We start from the raw sequence: 19495 nt of genomic DNA on the forward strand, positions 1-19495 counted from the left end.
CTTCGGGCACCTTCTCCCACAAGGGGAGAAGGTGGTTAGCGCACTGCGCGTGACATATGAGTGGGTCTTTGCATGATACCCGTTCCTGCTCGCCCCTACCCGTTCCAACTCGATCCGGCGCACACAGCCCTGGTTGTCATCGACATGCAGCGCGACTTCATCGAACGCGGCGGCTTCGGGGATTCGCTGGGCAATGATGTGCAGCGCCTCAAAGCCATCATTCCCACCACCGCGGCGCTCATTTCACTGTTCCGGGCTCAGGCTTGGCCCATCATCCACACCCGCGAGGCCCACAAGCCCGATCTGTCCGACTGCCCCCCGGCAAAGCGCAATCGCGGCAAACCGGGCCTGCGCATCGGGGACGCAGGCGCCATGGGCCGTATCCTGATTGCTGGTGAACCCGGTAACCAGATTGTTGCCGAACTTTCCCCTCTCGACGGCGAAGTCGTTGTCGACAAGCCCGGAAAGGGGATGTTCTACGCCACCGGCATTCACGAGCGCTTGAAGGCACTGGGCATTACCCAACTGGTCTTTGCCGGCGTCACCACCGAAGTCTGCGTCCAGACCTCCATGCGCGAGGCCAACGACCGGGGCTATGAGTGCCTGGTTATCGAGGACGCTACCGAAAGCTATTTCCCGCAGTTCAAGGCTGCGACCATCGAGATGATCGTCGCGCAGGGGGCGATTGTGGGCTGGGCAACGCCATTGGCAAGCCTCGAGCAGGCCGTCTCGGGTGCCCGCCCGTGATGATCTTTAACGACCCACGGACCCTCTCCGAGGTTCAAGCCGCCTTTGACGCCTATGAGGCGGCCTTGCTGTCCAACGACACAGCGGTCCTCGACGCCTTCTTCCTCCATCGCGCCGATATTGTCCGCTATGGGGTGAGCGAGGTGCAATACGGCATCGATGAGCTGCGCGCCTTTCGCACGGCGCAGTCTCCATTTGACCGCCGGTTGGAACGGCTGGTGATCGTTACTTATGGCCCCGATGTTGCGGTGGCCTCCACCATGTTCTATCGAAACGACTTTCCCGGGCAGGTCGGTCGCCAGCAACAAACCTGGATTCGCACCGAGGCGGGTTGGAAGATCGGCGCTGCCCATGTCAGCATGATGCCGAAAACCTGAAGCAGAAAGACCTAGCGATTGCTCCAGCGTCCTCCCCGCACGTCCGCCGAACAGATTCGGCAAGCAATTGCGGCGCGCATTATCAATGGTGATCTGGCTCCCGGCACTCCTCTCGATGAGCAGGGTCTGGCCACCGAATTTTCCGTGTCACGCACACCCATCCGCGAGGCCCTACGCCTTCTGCGCTCCAGTGGCCTGGTCGAACAGCGCCCGCATGCCAGCGCCGTGGTCGCCAAGCCTGACGAAGCGACCCTGGCGGGCATGTTCGAGGTCATGGCCTATCTCGAGGCCCTCTGCGCCGGACTTTCGGCGGTGACCATGAGCGTGGTTGAACGTCAGGCATTGAATACCCATCACTCCGCCATGGCGGCCATGGTTCGGGACGGGGACGCAGAAGCCTATGTTGAGGCCAATGAACTCTTCCACTCCATGATCTATCATGGCGCTCACAACGGCTACCTGTTTGAATTGACCAGTGCCACGCGCCAGCGCCTGCAGCCCTTTCGCCGCGCGCAGTTCGAAACACTGGGGCGTCTCGGACAGTCCCACGAAGAGCATTCCAAGGTTGTTGCAGCCATCCTGTGTGGCGATCGGTCCGGGGCAGAATTGTCCATGCGATCCCACATTACGACGGTGAAGCATGCATATCGACGGCTTGCAGACGGGTAGCGAGTCTCCCGCCGTCAGAGTGAAGTCGCAGGTGGTTTGAAAGCCTCCGCCTGACCACCCCGCCACGCTCAGAGCGCAAACGCCTATTGGACGGCAATCGCTTCCGGAATAGATTGATTGCGCGGTCGCCATCGTCTGAAATTGGGGGCCGATTGGTCGCGCCCGGTCTTCTGGCCGTGCGATAGTAGGAGAATTGCGCAGGGAGCGCTTAGCCTGAATGCAGTTCAAGGTGACCTCGGCCTACTATGACGAGGAGAGCAAATATCTGCTCTACACCGCCACGGGGGAACGGGACGGCGCCCGATATACCGTTTCGTCCCGGGTCAAATGCCTCAAGCCGCCGAACACACCCGAACGCCTGCACATGGTGGTATTGCTGGCGCTGACCGACCAGTTCAAACGGCCAAGCCCTTCGGGAAGACGGGGGTAAGCCCCGCATCTCATTCCGCCCAGCCGGTAGCGTCGGGCGTTGCCAGGATATAGCGTCCCGAAACTTGGTTTTCGGGAATCAGCATGTCCGCAGACGTCACCACACTTGCCAGCCGGGACTATGCCCAGCCGATCTTTGCCGGGATGCTGGCTGCAGTGGTCGGTTCGGCAAGTACATTCACATTGGTCCTTGCGGCCCTGGCCGCCGGGGGAGCTTCGCCGCAGCAGGCTGGATCGGGCCTGCTTTCGGTTTGCGTCGCCATGGGGCTGCTCAATGTGGTGGTCGCCTGGAGGATCAGAACTCCGGTGAGTTTTGCTTGGACCACGCCCGGCATGGCCTTTCTATTGACCGTGGGCGAGCCGGTGGGCGGGTTTCCGGCCGCGGCCGGTGCTTTTCTCGTCTGTGCCGCGATGATTGTCCTGACTGGCATGGTTGGCCCGTTGGGGCGCGCCATTGCGGCAATACCAGCGGTCATCGCCAATGCCATGCTGGCCGGCATGCTGTTGACGCTTTGTCTCGCCCCCATCAACGCCGTCGCCGAAATGCCTTGGCACACGTTGCCAATTTTGTGTGTCTGGGCGCTGGCCCTGCGCTTCGCGCGTCGCTATGCAGTGCCGCTTGCCGTCTGCACGACCGCAATTATCCTGGCGACCACCACACAACTGCCGCAAGGCACCTTCGATGGCGCGTGGCCCATGCTCGTCCCGGTAATGCCCGAGTTCTCGCTCGACGCGATTGTTCGCATTGCTCTGCCGCTCTACATCGTCACCATGGCCTCGCAAAATCTGCCCGGCATCGCCGTGATGAAGAGTAACGGGTTCACTCTGCAGCCATCGCCGCTGTTTGTCGCGACCGGCGTCGCCAGCGCGGCAACGGCGTTCTTTGGCGGGCCGACCAGCAATCTTGCAGCCATCACCGCCGCCATCTGTGCCGGGCCGGAGGCACATCCAGATGCGGATAAGCGTTGGCCAGCGCCGATTGCAGCTGGGGTCACCTATATTCTGTTTGGACTGACCGCGAGCCTCGCCGCGGCCTTTATCGCGGCTTCTCCGCCCTTGCTGATCCAGGCAGTCGCTGGCCTTGCGCTGTTTTCAAGCCTGGCCGCGGCGCTTGCGGCGGCACTGGCCGACGAAGAAACGCGACTACCGGCTATCCTGACGTTTGTGGCGACGGCTTCGGGCATCACCATCGTGGGCGTCGGCGCGCCCTTTTGGGGCATGGTGGGCGGTATTGTCTTGTTGCTTCTGCTCAAAAGGAACCGCCAGACGTGAGCGCGGTTGGCGTGATCCTGGCCGGCGGGTCGGGCAGTCGGCTCGGGCTAGTTCGCAAAGCGACCCTGCGCATCGGCGGACAATCGCTGATTGAACGGGTTGTTGCCCGACTTGAGGACCTTGAGCCGCCTATACTGATCTCAACAGGGCGCGACACCCACAGCTTCGGCGAATTCGGCACCAGCGTGCCTGATCTTGACCTGCCATTGGCAGGACCATTGGCCGGGCTCATGGCGGCCGCGCACCACCTTGCCGGGCAGGTCGACCCGGCAACGATCGTGATCTCCGTGGCCGTGGACACGCCATTTCTTCCTGTTGATTACGCGCCGCGACTGCTCGCCGCACTGAACAGCGGTGCGGCCGCGGCTCATGCCGGATGGAAGGACAATTTTTATCCCACCAATGCCGCCTGGCGCTTGTCGGATCTGGCGAACCTTGAAGTAGGCGAACACAATAGTCCCCGAAGCTTGCTGCGGGCGCTGGGCGCAATCCATGTCGACTGGTCCGACACCCATGAGCTCGATCCCTTTGCCAATCTCAACGGCCTTGATGACCTGATCGGGCTGACGAAACGGGCCGACGCGCACGAGTAATGACAACTTATTCACAAGACCTGTCATTCGGGGCTTGGCAAAGCGGATCAGTTTGGTTACACGGACCTCGCCTTCGCAAGAGGGCGCACGAAAGTGTTCCGCGATAGCTCAGTTGGTAGAGCGTTCGACTGTTAATCGAATGGTCGCTGGTTCGAGTCCAGCTCGCGGAGCCATTTCCCCTCAAATGCCTGAATATTGAGCACGAGCGATTGCTCTTGCCGATATCGTGGCGTAGGACGGCTGCAATCCGTTCCTGAAGCGATTTTTCATGACCACCATTGCCGCCGCCCCTGCGCCGGATGCGCAGCGCACCGCTTTGACCATCATTCTGGCCGTCAGCGGCGCGCATTTCCTCAATGATCTGCTGCAGTTCCTGCTGCCGGCGCTTTATCCGCTGCTCAAACAAACCTATGGCCTGAGCTATCTGCAAATCGGCCTGCTGACTTTAGGGCAGCAAATCACGGCGTGTCTGTTGCAGCCGATTTTCGGGCTATCGGGCGACCGCAAGCCAAAGCCCTATTGGCTGGCCCTGTCGATGACCATAGTGGCGGCCGGCGTTGCGCTGCTCGCAGCGGCCAACAGCTTCTGGCTGCTCTTTATGGCGGCCGTCGTTGTGGGCACAGGGTCGGCCCTGTTCCATCCCGAAGCGTCGCGCGTGGCGCGTATGGCCTCGGGCGGCCGCTTTGGCTTGGCGCAGTCGCTATTTCAGGTCGGCGGCAATGCCGGCACCGCGCTGGGTCCGCTGGCCGCAGCGCTGATTCTGCTGCCACTGGGGCAAACCAGCGTTTTCTGGTTTCTCATCGTTGCTGCATTGGGCCTCGTGCTGATGACCCATGTCGGGCGCTGGTTCGTGGATCACCAGCGCATGTCGGCAAGCAGGCCCGCTGTGCAGCTCAATAAGCCTGCCCTGTCGCGGCAGCGCCTGATCATTGCCTTTGCGGTGCTCGGCGCCCTGCTCTTGAGCAAATTTATCTATATCGAGGGACTCAAGAGCTATTACGCATTCTTTCTGATTGAGAAGTTCGCGCTCTCGGCCCAGGAAGCACAGTACTACCTATTCGCCTTCCTCGGTGCGGTCGCGGCCGGAACATTCATTGGCGGCCCCGTCGGGGATCGCTATGGCCGTCTTGCGGTCATTTGGGTGTCCATTCTCGGCGCCCTGCCCTTTACCCTGGCCCTGCCCTATCTCGACCTGTTCTGGACCTGCGTGATGAGCATCATGGTCGGTCTGATACTGTCATCAGCCTTCTCGGCCATGGTGGTCTACGCGCAGGAACTGGTGCCGGGCAAAGTCGGCATGGTTGCCGGTTTCGTGTTTGGTTTCGCTTTTGGCATCGGCGCGCTTGGTGCCGCCGCAATGGGTGCGCTGGCCGACTGGATTGGCATGATTGCCGTGTTCCAAATTTGCGCCTTCCTGCCCATTTTGGGTATTCTCACCATCTTTCTGCCCAAGACGGCCGAACTTCACCCTGAAAGGACGCCGGCATGAGCAACGGCATGGACGCTGACAACGAAAGCCAGATCACGCTGACGCGGACCATTGCTGCGCATGTGTCGGACGTGTTCAAAGCCTGGACCGACCCGGCGCTCATCGAACAGTGGGAAGCTGACGAGGCAGACTTTGATGCCTATGAGGGCGGACAATATCGCTTCGTCACCTTTGCCGAAGACGAAGACGAGACCGACCATGAGGTCAGTGGCGAGGTGCTGAACTTCGTGGAGGACGAACGGCTGGTGCTCTCCTGGGTTCACAAGGATGAAGATGACGACAGCGAGTTGATCTTCGTGCTCGATATCGTCTTCAAGGCTATCGGGGATGACAGCACCAGCATTACGCTGACCGAGCGGGGCCTTGCCCACGCCGACCCGCAGACCCGCATCTTTTCGATGGAGGCCTGGAGCGCCGCGCTCGAAGAACTGGCAGAATTGATGGAATAGACCTGAACCTCTTGCGCCACGCCGCCGTAGTGCTGCCAATGCAAGGAGGTTCATTTTGTCCACTGCCCTGGTCTGGCTGCGAAATGACCTGCGCCTTCAAGATAATCCCGCCCTTGCCGCCGCGTGCGGGCAAGCCGAGCACGTCGTCGCACTCTATATTCACGAAACCGATGAGAGCCTGCGCCCCATTGGTGCTGCAGGGCGATGGTGGCTGGACCGAAGCCTCGAAGATATGGGCGCGGCCCTGGCAGGGATTGGAATCGCGCTGCGCGTGGAGACCGGCTCCGCCGAGGCGGTCTTGGCGAAGGCCATCGAGGCGACTGGCGCGAGCGCCCTGCATTGGAACCGCCGCTATGGACCGGCGGAGCGCAGCGTCGACGCCGGCATTAAGACGCGCTTCAGCGCCGCCGGTATCGCGACGCAATCCCATCCCGGCAACGTGCTTGTCGAGCCGTGGCTGATCCAGACCGGGCAGAATAGGCCCTATTCGGTATTTACGCCGTTCTGGAAAACCCTGAAGGGCACGGAGATACCCCGCCCTGTCGGCAAGCCCGAGGGGCCATCTATCGCTCAGCCCAAAGGGCACAACCACACGCCACCCAGTTGGGCCCTCAAAATTGCCCACTATTGGGAAGTCGGGGAACAGGCCGCTCAGGCGCGCCTGACCGACTTTCTTGCGGAGGTGGTTCGAGATTATCCCGAAGGCCGCGATTTCCCAGCCAAGACGCTGACCTCAAAACTCTCCCCGCATCTGCGGTTTGGAGAAATCAGCGCGCGGCAAATCTGGCACGCAGCGCAGGCGTTCGCCCACGTCCATCCTGAGCAGGCTGGCGCCGTCGACAAATTCCTCTCGGAACTGGCCTGGCGAGACTTCAGCTATCATCAGCTCTACCATCGCGATGACATTGCCAATGTACCGATGCACGACAAGTTCGCCGAACTCGGGTGGCGACACGCGCCGAAGCACCTCCAGGCGTGGCAGCGTGGGCAGACCGGGTTCCCGATCATCGACGCGGGGATGCGCGAACTTTGGGAGACTGGCTATATGCACAACAGGGTGCGCATGCTGGTCGCCTCGTTTCTTTCCAAGAACTTGCTGATCGACTGGCGGCAAGGCGAACGCTGGTTTTGGGATTGTTTGGTTGACGCCGACGCAGCAAACAATCCGGCCAGCTGGCAGTGGGTGGCGGGCTGTGGGCTCGACGCGGCGCCGTACTTCCGCATTTTCAATCCGGTAACGCAAGGCGAACGCTTTGATGCTCGTGGCGACTATGTTCGCGCATGGGTGCCTGAACTATCGGGCCTGCCGGACAAGTTCATCCATCAGCCCTTTGCGGCTCCATCGAGCGTATTGGCAAACGCCGGGGTCACGCTTGGCACCACATATCCCAAGCCTATGGTCGATCTGAAAACAACCCGGCAGCAAGCCCTCGACGCCTATTCGGCGCTCGGCACCGCTTCATCCACGGACTGACCGCGCAAAACTATTCTCCTGATGCCGGGCGCCGCGACCACCCCTTGCGCCGGTATCGACCAGAGGGAAAAGCGCTGCCGCTCGGCATGCTTATCGCTTGCAGCGCCATTATCGCCACCCTACGATAAGTGTCTGATCTGTCTGGTTTTGCCCGACCGCCTTTGGCGAAACCGCAGCGCCCGTCCCGCGCGACAACAACAGAAATTGAGCATGGCCAAGCACGAAGACCTCATCTCCGCCATCGGCAACACGCCGCTAATTCGCCTCAACCGCGTGTCGACGCTGACCGGGTGCGATATCTGGGGCAAGGCGGAGTTTCTCAATCCGGGCCAGTCGGTCAAGGATCGCGCCGCGCTGTTCATCATCCATGACGCCGTTAAATCGGGCAAGCTCAAGCCGGGCGGCACAATCGTTGAAGGCACCGCGGGCAATACCGGCATCGGCCTGACCCTGGTGGCCAATTCGCTCGGCTTCAAGTCGGTAATCGTGATCCCCGAGACCCAGAGCCAGGAAAAAAAGGACGCCCTGCGTCTCTTTGGTGCCGAGCTGATAGAAGTTCCGGCAAAGCCTTATCGACACCCCAATAATTACATCAAGGTCTCCGGGCGCCTCGCCGAAAAGCTCAATGCCGAGTTGCCCAATGGCGCGGTCTGGGCCAATCAGTTTGACAACGTCTCGAACCGTCGCGCCCATGTCGAGACAACGGGGCCGGAAATCTGGCAGCAGACCAATGGCCGCGTGGACGGTTTCATCTGCGCGGTCGGGTCGGGTGGAACGCTGGCCGGGGTGGCGGAAGCGCTGCGGGCGCGCAACCCCGACATCAAGATCGGGCTGGCCGATCCAGAGGGCGCAGCGCTGTACGAATACTACACCAATGGCGAGCTCAAATCCTCAGGCGACTCGATCACCGAGGGCATTGGCCAGGGCCGCATTACAGCGAATCTTGAAGGACTGAAGGTGGATATGCCCTACCGCATTTCCGACGCAGAGGCCCTGCCCTATATCTTCGACCTGCTCGAGCACGAGGGCCTGTGCCTTGGCGGCTCCAGCGCCATCAATATTGCCGGCGCCGTGCGCATGGCGCGTGACCTCGGTCCCGGCAAGACCATCGTCACGGTGCTGTGTGACTACGGCAATCGCTATGCCAGCAAGATCTTCAATCCCGACTTCCTGCGCGGCAAAAACCTGCCGGTCCCACCGTGGATGGAAGGCCGGACACCCATCGACATTTCGAGCGTGATGGAAGCAGATCCGGCCTAACAATCAGGCACTGAACCCGAGATTTGTCGGACGGTCGAACCGGTACGGTTTGCGGCGATCCGGCGCATCGGTTGCATCGACACGCTCCACGGTGAAATTGCGGGCCCAACCTGTGCCGCGCCCGCTCACCAGGAAGCCGAAATAGATGCTTTCAGCAGTGTTCGGGACATCCAGGGTAATCGCGAAGCCTTTCCAGCCTTCGGTCTGGCGGACGGCAACTCCGGGCCTATCGAGCAGGTTCTCGAACTGCAGATGCTTGCCTCTCGCATCGTCCAAGCGCAGCCACATCGTGGCCGCGCCATCCAGGTTCTTGCAGGACAGTTGGCAGGCGACGCGCACAGCCCCTCCCCGATACGGTTCGGCTGCAATGATCTGAGCCATGGACCCGAATTGATCCAGTGGCTGATGGTCCGCCAACGGTGTGCTCTGGATGATGGCGCAACCGGGTCGCTCAGGGTCGATACCCATCCGAAAGTAGCCTTCTCGGTTAAGGCTGGAATCTAGCCACCCCTCCGGCATGACCCAGGGTGCCAACTCGGCGGCGGCCGCGTCGATTCTTGCGCTCAGGATATTCCAGTTGGCGACACCGAACTGGCGCGCAACCAACTCCAGGCAATCACTGTGCGAAACAGCAATGTTGCGCTCTGCCAATCCCTGCCGAAGCTGTTTGGCCATGAGCTTTGCATCCATGAAGCTATACATGGTTTGAGCCTTTCAGGCGGACAGTGTGGGGTCAGTGCTCGCATTGCTGACGGCCTGCCCGCTGGTGAGGGTCAAACCGATAAACTTGTCGCACATTCACCGTCCCCTTCGGGCGCGAGCGGCAGGCTGCGCTAGCCGTTCTCCAAGATTAGCCCGATGGCGCTTCCCGTCAAGCATTGCCGCCCGCTCGCGGCCTGATAGAGTGCGGCTCCCATCAGGCTGAAGGACTATTGTGTTCGGCATAGACGACATCCTGCGCGCTATCGTGGCCGACCTGCATATCGTTGCCCTGATCATGGGTGGCATCTACCTGTTGGCGGTTGTCTGCGCAGTCAGGGAGATTCTCAATTCGCGTACTTCGCAGGGCTCGATTGCCTGGTTGCTGTCGCTGCTGCTGCTACCCGTCCCCACGGTGCTGCTCTACCTGATATTTGGCTGGAAGCTGTTTGATGATTACGCCACCGACCGGATGCAGAACGGTCGCGCTGACCGGCCGTTGCGGGCCAAGGACCTGGCGCTGATCGACCGGGAGACCGATGCCAAATGGCCAGTGCAGGTGCACGTCTCGGAACTGCCCTTTCTCAAGGGCAATGCTGTGGAACTGCTGGTCGACGGCCAGGCGACCTTCGATTCGATCTTTGCCGGGATCGACGCGGCGGAGGAATATCTGTTGGTGCAGTTCTACATCGTACGCGACGACCGCTTGGGACAGGCACTCGCAGAACGTTTAATAGCCAAGGCAAAGGCCGGCGTTTCGGTGTTCTTGCTTTATGACGATATTGGCAGCACCGGCATGCCCAGGCGCTATCGGCGGCAATTGCGCGAGGCGGGCATCAAGGTGTCGAGCTTCAACCGTCGCCACAAGTTCCTGCGAGTGTTCGGCGCGACGCGCATCAACTATCGCAATCATCGCAAGATCGTGGTTGCCGATGGCAAGCACGCCTGGGTGGGTGGCCACAATGTCGGCGTCGAATATCTGGGCGAAGATCCAAAGCTTGGGCACTGGCGCGACACCCATGTGAAGGTTTCCGGGCCAGCGGCGCTGGGATGCGCCTTGCTGTTTCGCGAAGATTGGGAATGGGCCACAGGCGAACGGCTGCCCAACAGGCCCCCTGCCGCCCTCGAAACCTTTGGCGAGAATTCGGTACTGGTGATGGGCAGCGGCCCCGCCGACAAGCTCGAGGAATGCGCCATTGCCTTTACCGATCTGATCGGGCGGGCGCGCGAGCGCCTGTGGATCGTCAGTCCCTATTTCGTACCGGACACCGATATTCGCACGGCCCTGTTCGCGGCGCGGCTGCGCGGAGTCGATGTGCGCATTGTCCTGCCGGACAATCCCGACCACGCGCTGGTCTGGCTGGCGAGCATGGCGCATGCTGACAGCATGGTGCAGCATGACATAGCCGTGTATCGCTACACCGATGGGTTCCTGCACCAAAAGGTGGTGCTGATGGACGACCAGATGGCGACGGTGGGCAGCGTCAATTTTGACAATAGATCTTTTGCCATCAACTTCGAGATCACGCTCTGGTTCACCGACGATGAGCCCATCGGCGCCGTTGAGACCATGCTGCTCAAAGACCTGGAATCATGCCGGCAGGTGGGATTGTCTGAAGTCGAAACACGCCCGTGGCCGCTCTACCTGGCAAGCCAGGCAGCGAGGCTGCTTTCTCCCGTATTGTGAGTGACCTGATGACCGAGTTCCTGTTTCGCGACGACGCCTATCTCCAGTCAACGCAGGCAAAGGTGGTGGCGATCACCCCAGAGGGCGGAATCGTCCTCGACCGGACAGTGTTTTATGCAACGTCAGGCGGGCAACCAGGGGACACGGGCATTCTCGTTCTGTCGGACAACTCCTCTCTTGTCCTTTCCAGCGCCATTCATCCTGACGGCGACAAGACGGCTATCCTGCATATTCCCAAGGAAGGCCAGTCCCTGCCCCGCCTGGGTGAGGAAGTGCGGGCCGAACTTGACTGGGACCGGCGCTACAAGCTCATGCGCATGCACAGCGCGCTGCACCTGCTTTCAGTGGTACTGCCATTTCCGGTGACCGGCGGTTCAATCGGCGAAGATAAGGGGCGCCTCGACTTCGACATGCCAGAGGTTCCCGAGGACCTTGAAGCCATCGAAGCGACACTCAACGCCATGGTGGACGCCGACCATCTCGTCACCACCGAGTGGATCACCGACGCCGAAATGGAAGCCCAGGCGGACCTGATCAAAACCATGAAGGTCAAGCCGCCCATGGGTCAGGGGCGAGTCCGGCTGGTGCGGATTGGTGACGTCGATCTGCAGCCCTGCGGCGGCACGCATGTGGCGGGCACTGCGGAAATCGGCCGGCTCGCTCTGGGAAAGATAGAAAAGAAGGGCAAACAGAACCGACGGGTCAGCCTGCACTTTGCCTGATCAGGGCGGCCCTAGCGGACCGGTGGCGCGTACAGCAGGCCGCCATTGCCCCAAAGGGCATTTTGTCCCCGCAGCATGGCGGCGCCCGTTTGCGGACCGAAATGGCGATCAAAGAGTTCAGAGTAATTCCCAACAGCTCTGATCGCGTCCGCGAGGAAAGTCGGGCGCAGGCCCAGGCCGGTGCCGAAATCGCCTTCCACGCCCAGAATGCGCCGCACTGCCGGTGTGCGAGCGGCTGACAGCGAGTCGATATTGAGGCTGGTGACCCCGACTTCCTCAGCGTTGATCAGTGCGAAAATGGTCCAGCGCACGATCTTGAACCACAAGTCGTCGCCATTTCGGATCACCGGCCCCAGGACTTCCTTGGAAATGCGCTCCGGCAGAATGCGGTGCAGATTGGGGTCGGGCAGTTCGCGCCGGATCGCTTGCAGCTGCCGGCCAGAGGCCGAGATCGCCTGACAGAGGCCCGCCCGGTACGCGGTGGCTAGATCGGCAACATCCTCGTAGGTGACGCTGCGGAACTGAGTCTGGTTGGAAAAGAAGAACTCGTCGAGCGCTTCCAACTCACCAGCGCCATCGGTGACGCAGATGCTGACGTCATCCAGCTCGTAGGCCGAGACGACGCCCAGCGCATTGGGGACGAGGATGGCCTGTCCGTCGAAAAAGGCCGGCGTGACGAAGCGTGCGCCGTAGCGTGTGTCGCGCCCTGCAGTCCAGGCACCATTGCGGACCAGCACATCCACAGCCCCGGTTTCGAGCGGCGCAAAACGGGCTTCTCCACGATAGGAGCGAAACTCGATAAGGTCGGGATTGCCGAATACGGCGGCGGCTAAAGCACGGCAAAGATCGACGTCAAAGCCCGACCAGCGACCGTCAATGTCTTGCTGGGAAAAGCCCGCAAGTGGATTGCTGGACCCACAAATGAGGAAACCGCGCTCCCGCATTGCGTCCAAAGTCTGGGCGCCAGCAGGCGCCGCCACCAGGGCGCACAGCATGGCGGCCAGAAACAGCAATGGCTTTAGCAGCTTGGTCAACAGAATGACTTTCCACTCCCCCGGGCCATATTGGCAGGCAAGAACAAGGGGTCAAGCCGCAGCGCGGCTCGACCCCCATATATTCGCCCGACGACGCAGATCGCCGCGGGAAGCGCTGTGTTGGCTTTGCCAGCCCTAGTGCAGGATCTGGCTCAGGAACAGCTTTGTGCGCTCATGCTGCGGGTTGGAGAAGAACGCCTCTGGTTCGTTTTGCTCGATGATCTGCCCCTGGTCCATGAAGATGACCCGATTGGCGACCTGGCGTGCAAAGCCCATTTCGTGGGTCACGCAGATCATTGTCATGCCCTCTTCGGCCAGACTGATCATGACCTCCAGCACTTCCTTGACCATTTCGGGGTCGAGCGCCGAAGTTGGCTCATCGAACAGCATGATCTTGGGCTGCATGCAAAGCGAGCGCGCAATGGCCACGCGCTGCTGCTGGCCACCCGAGAGCTGGCCCGGAAACTTGTGGGCCTGCTCGGGGATCTTCACCCGCTCCAGATAGTGCATGGCCGTCGCTTCGGCCTCTGCCTTGGGCGTGCCGCGTACCCAGATCGGGGCCAGCGTCAGGTTCTGAAGGATCGTCAGGTGCGGGAACAGGTTGAAGTGCTGGAACACCATCCCGACTTCCCGGCGCACGTCGTCGATGCGCTTGAGGTCGGCGGTCAGCTCGGTGCCATTGACGATGATCTGCCCTTCCTGGTGCTCTTCCAGGCGGTTAACGCAGCGGATCAGCGTGGACTTGCCCGAGCCGGAAGGGCCGGCGATGACGATGCGCTCACCACTCATGACCCTGAGGTTGATGTCGCGCAGCACGTGGAAGTCGCCATACCACTTGTGCATGTTGATCACATCGATCGCGACATCGGTCTGGGAGATCTGCATGTGGCTGGTGTTGATGCTGCGCTCAACGGTGGTTTCAGAAGGCTGTGACATGGAGCTACCTCTTGTAGCCAGTGTTAAGTCGGTTCTCCATGTAGATGGAGTAGCGAGACATGCCGAAGCAGAAGACCCAGAAAACCATCGCGGCGAACAGATAGCCGGTGGTCGCCGTATTGGCCGACTGCCACTCAAGCGCGGAGTCGTTCTTGGTTTTGACCGCTTCAAGCAGGTCTTTCATGCCGACGATGTAGACGAGCGACGTGTCCTTGAACAAAGCAATGAAGCTGTTCACGATGCCCGGGATGACGTGCTTGAGCGCCTGGGGCAGGATGATGAACCACATCCGTTGCCAATAGCCCATGCCGAGCGACTCGGCGGCCTCATATTGTCCTCTCGGAATAGCTTGCAGGCCACCGCGCACCACCTCGGCCATATAGGCGGAGGTGAACAGCGTCACACCCACGAGCGCCCGGAGGAACTTGTCCACCGTCGTGCCCTGCGGCATGAACAGCGGCAGCATGATCGATGCCATGAAGAGGATGGTGATCAGGGGCACGGCGCGGATCAGCTCGATAAAGCCAACGCATACTGTCTTGATGATCGGCATCTGGGATTGCCGTCCCAGCGCCAGGATGATGCCCAGCGGAAAGGACAGGGTGATGCCGATCACCGAAATGATCAGCGTGACCAGCAGGCCACCCCACTTCTCGGTGGGGATTACCTTGAGCCCAAAGACCCCGCCTGCCAGCAGGAAATAGCTGAGGATGGGGTAGATGACCAGGAACAGCACGATGTTTGTGCGCTTGAAGGGCATCCTGGGGATCAGCAGCGGCGTCAGCAGCAGAGCACCGAGCGCAAAGACGATGTTTGGTCGCCATTGCTCGGGGATGTCGTAGAACCCGTAGATGAAGAACTCCATCTCAGATGAGATGTAGGCCCAGCACGCGCCGGCATTGATCATCCGGCACTCTTCAACGGTGCCGTTGGGACCAACCGCATTGCCGAAGAAGAAGCCATAGAGCGGCGGAACCACCCAGAGCAAAAACAGTATGCCCAGGACAGTCAGCACTGTGTCGAACGGCGTCGAAAACAGGTTCGTGCGCATCCACGCTACCGGGCCGCTGGTGCGGTTCGGAGCAGGACGGGCGTCCACTATGTCGGACCGGACGTAACCAATATCTGTCATGGCAACCCCCTACCGTTCCACAAGCCGGACACGGCCATTGTACCAGTTCATGATCGCCGAGGTGAGCAGCGAGAAGATCAGATAAACCGCCATGGTAATGGCAATACACTCGATGGCTCGGCCGGTCTGGTTCAGCGACGTTCCGGCAAACACGTTCACCAACTCGGGATAGCCTATGGCGGCGCCCAGAGATGAGTTCTTGGTCAGGTTCAGGTATTGGCTGGTCAGTGGTGGGACAATGACGCGCATCGCCTGGGGCACGATCACCAGGCGAAGACGGTCATTTTCCTTGAGACCGAGCGACTGGGCCGCCTCGGTCTGCCCCTTGTTGACGGCCAGGATACCGGCGCGAACCGTTTCGGCGATGAATGACGCCGTGTAGATGGTCAAGCCAAAGGCCAATGCCACGAATTCCGGCGGCAATTGCAGGCCACCCCGGAAGTTGAAGCGCTCCAGCACCGGCAGTTCGAAGGAAACGCTGGCACCGCTGATCACATAGACCAGAGATGTGAGGCCGAGCAGGATGACTATCGAGGTCAGGAAGACCGGGAAGCGCTTGCCGGTGGCTTCGAGGCGCTTCTTGGCCCAGTAGCGCAGGGCGATGACCGTCACGATAGCAAGCGCCAGGCCAATCCAGACAAAGACAAATTGCTCATCAGGCAGTGGCTTTGGCACCATGATGCCGCGCTGACTGATAAACGTATCGAATGGCAGCTGGATAGCGTCGCGAACCGCCGGCATCGCCTTGAGAACGGCGAAGTACCAGAAGAAAAGCTGGAGCAGCAGCGGGATGTTGCGAATGAGCTCAACATAGATGGTAGCGAGACTCGAAATGATGAAATTCGAGCTCAGGCGCGCGATACCAATCGTGAAGCCGAGGATCGTGGCAAAGAAAATGCCGATCACAGCGACCAGCAAGGTGTTGAGCAGCCCCACCAGGAACGCTTCCCAATAATAAGAAGCGCGTGTCCAGGGCAGGAGCGAGAAACTGATGTCAAAACCGGCGGTCCTCCAAAGGAAGTCAAAGCCGGTCGTCTTGTTTTGAGCCGCCAGATTGGCCGCGGTATTTCCGATGATCCAGAGAATGAATCCGATCAGCAGTGTTGCCACGACGATCTGGTAGATGATCCCACGGATCACCGGATCGTTGAAAAAGCTGGCCCTTGGGGCAATTTTTTGCCCCGTGTCAAATGTCGTCATGTGTGGCTGTCCCTTGGCCGCAACGAGCCTCTGCACGCCAAAGGGCGGTCAGTGACAGAGCAAAAAGTCCGGCGCTCCAATGTGGAGCGCCGGGCCAATTTGATCAGTTTAGCGGATCGGCGGGGCGTACTGGATGCCGCCGTCGCTCCACAGAGCGTTCAGACCGCGTTCCAGGCCAATCGGCGTGGCAGGACCAACATTCTTTTCGTAGGACTCGGCGTAGTTACCGACCAGCTTGACGATCTGGTAAGCCCAGTCATTTTCAAGGCCGAGCGGAGCACCGAACTCGCCTTCAACGCCGAGCAGGCGCTTGATGGCCGGATTGTCCGAACCAAGCATCTCATCGACATTGGCGGAGCTCACGCCCAGTTCTTCAGCTTCGAGCAGTGCGAAGTAGGTCCAGCGAGCAATGTTGAACCATGCAGTATCACCAGCGCGGACGGACGGCCCAAGGGGCTCCTTGGAGATGATTTCCGGCAGAATGATGTGATCATCGGGATTGGCGAACTTGGAGCGTTCAGCAGCCAGAGCGGACGAGTCAGTGGTGTACACGTCGCAACGGCCATCTTCATAGGCCTTCACGACTTCGTCCTGGTCCACAAACACGACAGTGTTGAATTCCATGCCGTTGGCAGCAAAGTAGTCAGCAGCGTTCAGTTCGGTGGTGGTACCGGATTCGATACAGATGGCGGCGCCGCTCAGGTCGAGAGCGGATTCGATGCCGTCTTCCTTGCGAACCATGAAGCCCTGGCCATCATAGAACATGGTGCCGACGAAGCTGATGCCCAGCTGGGTGTCGCGGCTCATGGTCCAGGTGGTCGTGCGCGACAGAACGTCAATTTCACCGGCGGACAGAGCGGTAAAACGCTCCTGGCTGGTCAGTGACGTATAGCGGACGGCATCGGCATCCTTGAAGATCGCTGCGGCCAGAGCACGGCAGTAGTCGACTTCAATACCGGTCCAAACATTGTTGGAATCGGGAGCGGAGAACCCCGGAACACCACCGGTAACACCGCACTGCACGTAACCCTTCGCCTTCACATCGTCGAGGATAGCTGCGTTTGCAGCCGTCGCGCCGAGGCCCAGCGAGGCCGCGATTGCGATCGATACGAGCGCTTTTTGCATTTTTTTGCCTTTTGTTTTCTGACCCTGTGTTTCGGAACCGACCAAAGTTTCCCGCGGCCCCGAGAGCACCACCACCCTTTGTCTGGCGGTTTGGATGCTGGTAAGCATGCAACCTTCTATTGTCCCTAACGTCAAGGGCAGAAGGCATGTTGGGACAGCGCGTCTGTCTCTTTTTTAGCCAAGCGCCTGACGTGAACCGTTTTTGAGCAGTTTTAGACCATGTCCGACGCTTCCCGCACCAAAACACCCCAATTTTCGCTGGAAACCTTGCTGACCCATGCGGGGCGGGAGCCTGATGACCAATTCGGCTTCGTCAACACCCCGGTCTATCGTGGCTCCACGATCCTGTTCAAAACCCTGGCCGATCTGGATGCACAGGCCCAACCTTATCTTTATGGCCGTGCCGGCAACCCTACGACCGCCTCTGTCGAATCAGTCGTCACCGAATTGGAGGGCGCCCACAGGACTAGGCTGGTCCCTTCGGGGCTTGCCGCCATCACCATAGCGGTGATGTCCTGCGTCAAGGCCGGCGACGATATCCTCATCACCGACAGTGCCTATGAGCCCGGCCGCAAATTCGCCGATGGGTTCCTGGAGCGCATGGGGGTCAGCGTGCGCTATTATGATCCGCGCATAGGCGCAGGTCTGGCCGCTCTGATGCGGCCCAATACCAAAGCCGTCCTTGCTGAAAGTCCGGGATCGCTCACCTTTGAGGTGCAGGACATTCCCGCGCTGGCCCAGGTGGCCCATGCCGGTGGCGCCCGCCTGATCGTCGACAACAGCTGGGCCAGCCCGCTCTATCACCGCCCGCTGGCGCTGGGCGCTGATATCGTAGTTCACGCGGGCACCAAGATGTTCGTCGGCCATTCCGACGCCTTTGCCGGCACAATTTCCACCACCGAGGCGGCCTGGGCCGATGTGGAGCGCGTGCGCGCACTCCTCGGCTTCTTCACCTCGGGCGATGACGCTTATCTGGTGGCGCGAGGCCTCAGGACGCTGGCCATCCGCATGAAGGAGCATCAGCAGAGAGCTCTCGAAATCGCGGCGTGGCTGGAGAAGCACGAAGAGGTAACTTCGGTTCTCCACCCTGCCCTGCCCAGTCACCCCGACCACGCCTTGTGGCAGCGCGATTTCACGGGTGCAGGTAGCCTCTTTGGCGTCGTTCTAAAGCCGGCTCCCCGGGCGGCCGTGGCGGCCTTTGTCGATCACCTTGAACTATTTACCATGGGCTACTCATGGGGTGGCTACGAAAGCCTCTGCCTGCCCGTGGCGATCAGAAACGCGCGCTCGGTTCGGCCATGGAGCGACGAGGGCAATCTGCTCCGACTGCATATCGGCCTTGAAGGCGTCGAAGACCTGAAGTCTGATCTGGCTGCGGCACTGGAGCGTTACGCTTTGGCCCGCTGAACCAACTGCCGCAAGCCATCGAGCGGCTTGAGAACCATACGCCCATCAGGCATTTGCATGAACAGCCAGTTCCGGCGGGCAAAGAAATTGCGCACCAGATAGGCACCAAGCATGCCGACGACGATGCCGGCAAAAACGTCGGTTGGATAATGCATGCCGATGGGCACGCGGGACATGGCGACAACGATCCCGACGACCAGCAGGATCGGGAACAGCGGTGGCCAGAGAAAGCCGATTGTGAACGCCATTGCGGTCGCCGTTGCAGAATGACCGCTAGGAAAGCTCTGGAAGGTCCAGTCGTTGAATAGGTTCTGGAAGGAGAACGCCCCTGATGCGTCGAATTCCGTCGGTCGGCCGCGCCCAACAACGCGCTTGAGTAGATTGGTCAGCAGGCCAGGCACGCCAACGCCAAGGAAAATGAAAGCGGACACCAGGGCCAACTCCCCAGTCGCCTTTCGCCAGAGTCCCTGCATAGGAAACATGGCCAGTCGCAGCAGGATCATCAGCACAAGGCTAGGAATGAGCACCCAGTCAGACAGGCCGTAATCGGTGATAAAGAAAAACGGTGCGCGCCAGTTGTCGGGCCAGGCAATTGCGCCGCGAGAGGCCGCGACATCCACGCTTGCGAACAGCGCAAGAATTGCGGCCATGCCAACCAAAAACAGCGGCCATGACCGGCGACTAAGGCCAAGAGGCCATGGTTTTTCGAGATCAAACATGGCGATCTTGTCCTCCGTCCACATTCGTCTCGTCAAGTCGTAGGGCAAACTGCATGCGGGGTTGCCCTTTGTTTC

General features: G+C 60.4%; 20 protein-coding genes and 1 tRNA gene. 14 read left to right on the forward strand and 7 right to left on the reverse strand.

The window, feature by feature from the left end:
* The first annotated feature begins 72 nt into the window (after window positions 1-72).
* The 11 genes from NIM87_RS02780 to NIM87_RS02830 all read left to right on the forward strand — a co-directional run bounded on the left by NIM87_RS02780 (window position 73) and on the right by NIM87_RS02830 (window position 8759).
* Complete coding sequence (locus NIM87_RS02780) at window positions 73-747, forward strand: cysteine hydrolase family protein (RefSeq protein ID WP_254673092.1); 675 nt, start codon at window positions 73-75, stop codon at window positions 745-747.
* Window positions 747-1124, forward strand: a complete 378-nt coding sequence (gene hpxZ, locus NIM87_RS02785) for an oxalurate catabolism protein HpxZ (RefSeq protein ID WP_254673093.1) — start codon at window positions 747-749, stop codon at window positions 1122-1124. Before NIM87_RS02780 ends, hpxZ begins: the two co-directional genes overlap by 1 nt.
* A gap of 18 nt (window positions 1125-1142) precedes the next feature.
* Window positions 1143-1793 (forward strand): GntR family transcriptional regulator, encoded by a 651-nt coding sequence (locus tag NIM87_RS02790; RefSeq protein ID WP_254673094.1) that lies wholly within the window; start codon window positions 1143-1145, stop codon window positions 1791-1793.
* A 217-nt stretch (window positions 1794-2010) separates the two neighbouring features.
* On the forward strand, window positions 2011-2223 hold the full coding sequence (locus NIM87_RS02795) for a hypothetical protein (protein WP_254673095.1): 213 nt from the start codon (window positions 2011-2013) through the stop codon (window positions 2221-2223).
* Between the two features lie 83 nt (window positions 2224-2306).
* Window positions 2307-3494: a benzoate/H(+) symporter BenE family transporter gene (locus NIM87_RS02800; protein WP_254673096.1), complete on the forward strand. Its 1188-nt coding sequence runs from the start codon at window positions 2307-2309 to the stop codon at window positions 3492-3494.
* Window positions 3491-4087 carry a molybdenum cofactor guanylyltransferase gene (gene mobA, locus NIM87_RS02805; RefSeq protein WP_254673097.1) on the forward strand — a complete coding sequence of 199 codons (597 nt, stop codon included), beginning with the start codon at window positions 3491-3493 and terminating at the stop codon, window positions 4085-4087. The genes NIM87_RS02800 and mobA overlap by 4 nt, the downstream gene beginning before the upstream one ends.
* Window positions 4088-4184: 97 nt before the next feature.
* Window positions 4185-4260: transfer RNA gene (locus NIM87_RS02810), tRNA-Asn, on the forward strand.
* Between the two features lie 95 nt (window positions 4261-4355).
* Entirely contained in the window at window positions 4356-5576 is a 1221-nt protein-coding gene (locus NIM87_RS02815) for an MFS transporter (RefSeq protein ID WP_254673098.1), read from the forward strand.
* Window positions 5573-6025, forward strand: coding sequence for an SRPBCC family protein (locus NIM87_RS02820; RefSeq protein ID WP_254673099.1), 453 nt, complete (start codon window positions 5573-5575; stop codon window positions 6023-6025). The genes NIM87_RS02815 and NIM87_RS02820 overlap by 4 nt, the downstream gene beginning before the upstream one ends.
* Window positions 6026-6080: 55 nt before the next feature.
* Window positions 6081-7499, forward strand: a complete 1419-nt coding sequence (locus tag NIM87_RS02825) for a cryptochrome/photolyase family protein (protein WP_269467851.1) — start codon at window positions 6081-6083, stop codon at window positions 7497-7499.
* Window positions 7500-7709: 210 nt separating this feature from the next.
* A complete protein-coding gene (locus tag NIM87_RS02830; protein ID WP_254673100.1) occupies window positions 7710-8759 on the forward strand; it encodes a cysteine synthase A in 1050 nt (349 codons plus the stop codon).
* Window positions 8760-8762: 3 nt separating this feature from the next.
* On the opposite strand, the gene NIM87_RS18785 is transcribed toward NIM87_RS02830, so the two are convergent.
* Complete coding sequence (locus NIM87_RS18785) at window positions 8763-9461, reverse strand: glyoxalase superfamily protein (protein ID WP_408640040.1); 699 nt, start codon at window positions 9459-9461, stop codon at window positions 8763-8765.
* A 232-nt stretch (window positions 9462-9693) separates the two neighbouring features.
* On the opposite strand from NIM87_RS18785, the gene cls reads away from it, so the two are divergent.
* Together cls and NIM87_RS02845 are read left to right on the forward strand one after the other, a co-directional pair.
* Window positions 9694-11145 carry a cardiolipin synthase gene (gene cls / locus NIM87_RS02840; RefSeq protein ID WP_254673101.1) on the forward strand — a complete coding sequence of 484 codons (1452 nt, stop codon included), beginning with the start codon at window positions 9694-9696 and terminating at the stop codon, window positions 11143-11145.
* Window positions 11146-11153: 8 nt separating this feature from the next.
* Window positions 11154-11867, forward strand: coding sequence for an alanyl-tRNA editing protein (locus tag NIM87_RS02845; RefSeq protein ID WP_254673102.1), 714 nt, complete (start codon window positions 11154-11156; stop codon window positions 11865-11867).
* An 11-nt stretch (window positions 11868-11878) separates the two neighbouring features.
* Here the strand turns inward: NIM87_RS02845 and NIM87_RS02850 are convergent, their stop codons facing one another.
* From NIM87_RS02850 to NIM87_RS02870, 5 genes are all read right to left on the reverse strand, one after another.
* A complete protein-coding gene (locus NIM87_RS02850) occupies window positions 11879-12901 on the reverse strand; it encodes an amino acid ABC transporter substrate-binding protein (RefSeq protein WP_254673103.1) in 1023 nt (340 codons plus the stop codon).
* Between the two features lie 135 nt (window positions 12902-13036).
* Window positions 13037-13786 (reverse strand): amino acid ABC transporter ATP-binding protein, encoded by a 750-nt coding sequence (locus NIM87_RS02855; RefSeq protein WP_254673310.1) that lies wholly within the window; start codon window positions 13784-13786, stop codon window positions 13037-13039.
* Window positions 13787-13841: 55 nt separating this feature from the next.
* Window positions 13842-14969: an amino acid ABC transporter permease gene (locus NIM87_RS02860; protein ID WP_254673104.1), complete on the reverse strand. Its 1128-nt coding sequence runs from the start codon at window positions 14967-14969 to the stop codon at window positions 13842-13844.
* Between the two features lie 9 nt (window positions 14970-14978).
* The gene (locus NIM87_RS02865) at window positions 14979-16169 is read right to left on the reverse strand and encodes an amino acid ABC transporter permease (protein ID WP_254673105.1); all 1191 of its coding nucleotides are present in this window, start codon (window positions 16167-16169) and stop codon (window positions 14979-14981) included.
* A gap of 108 nt (window positions 16170-16277) precedes the next feature.
* On the reverse strand, window positions 16278-17294 hold the full coding sequence (locus tag NIM87_RS02870) for an amino acid ABC transporter substrate-binding protein (protein ID WP_254673311.1): 1017 nt from the start codon (window positions 17292-17294) through the stop codon (window positions 16278-16280).
* A 219-nt stretch (window positions 17295-17513) separates the two neighbouring features.
* Here NIM87_RS02870 and metC point away from each other — a divergent pair, with 219 nt between their 5' ends.
* Window positions 17514-18701, forward strand: a complete 1188-nt coding sequence (metC, locus tag NIM87_RS02875) for a cystathionine beta-lyase (protein WP_254673106.1) — start codon at window positions 17514-17516, stop codon at window positions 18699-18701.
* Here metC and NIM87_RS02880 read toward each other — a convergent pair.
* Window positions 18683-19420, reverse strand: a complete 738-nt coding sequence (locus tag NIM87_RS02880; protein WP_254673107.1) for a phosphatase PAP2 family protein — start codon at window positions 19418-19420, stop codon at window positions 18683-18685. The genes metC and NIM87_RS02880 overlap by 19 nt on opposite strands.
* Between the last annotated feature and the right edge of the window lie 75 nt (window positions 19421-19495).

The organism is Devosia ureilytica (genome assembly GCF_024273195.1).
In the GTDB taxonomy this organism is placed as follows: domain Bacteria; phylum Pseudomonadota; class Alphaproteobacteria; order Rhizobiales; family Devosiaceae; genus Devosia; species Devosia ureilytica.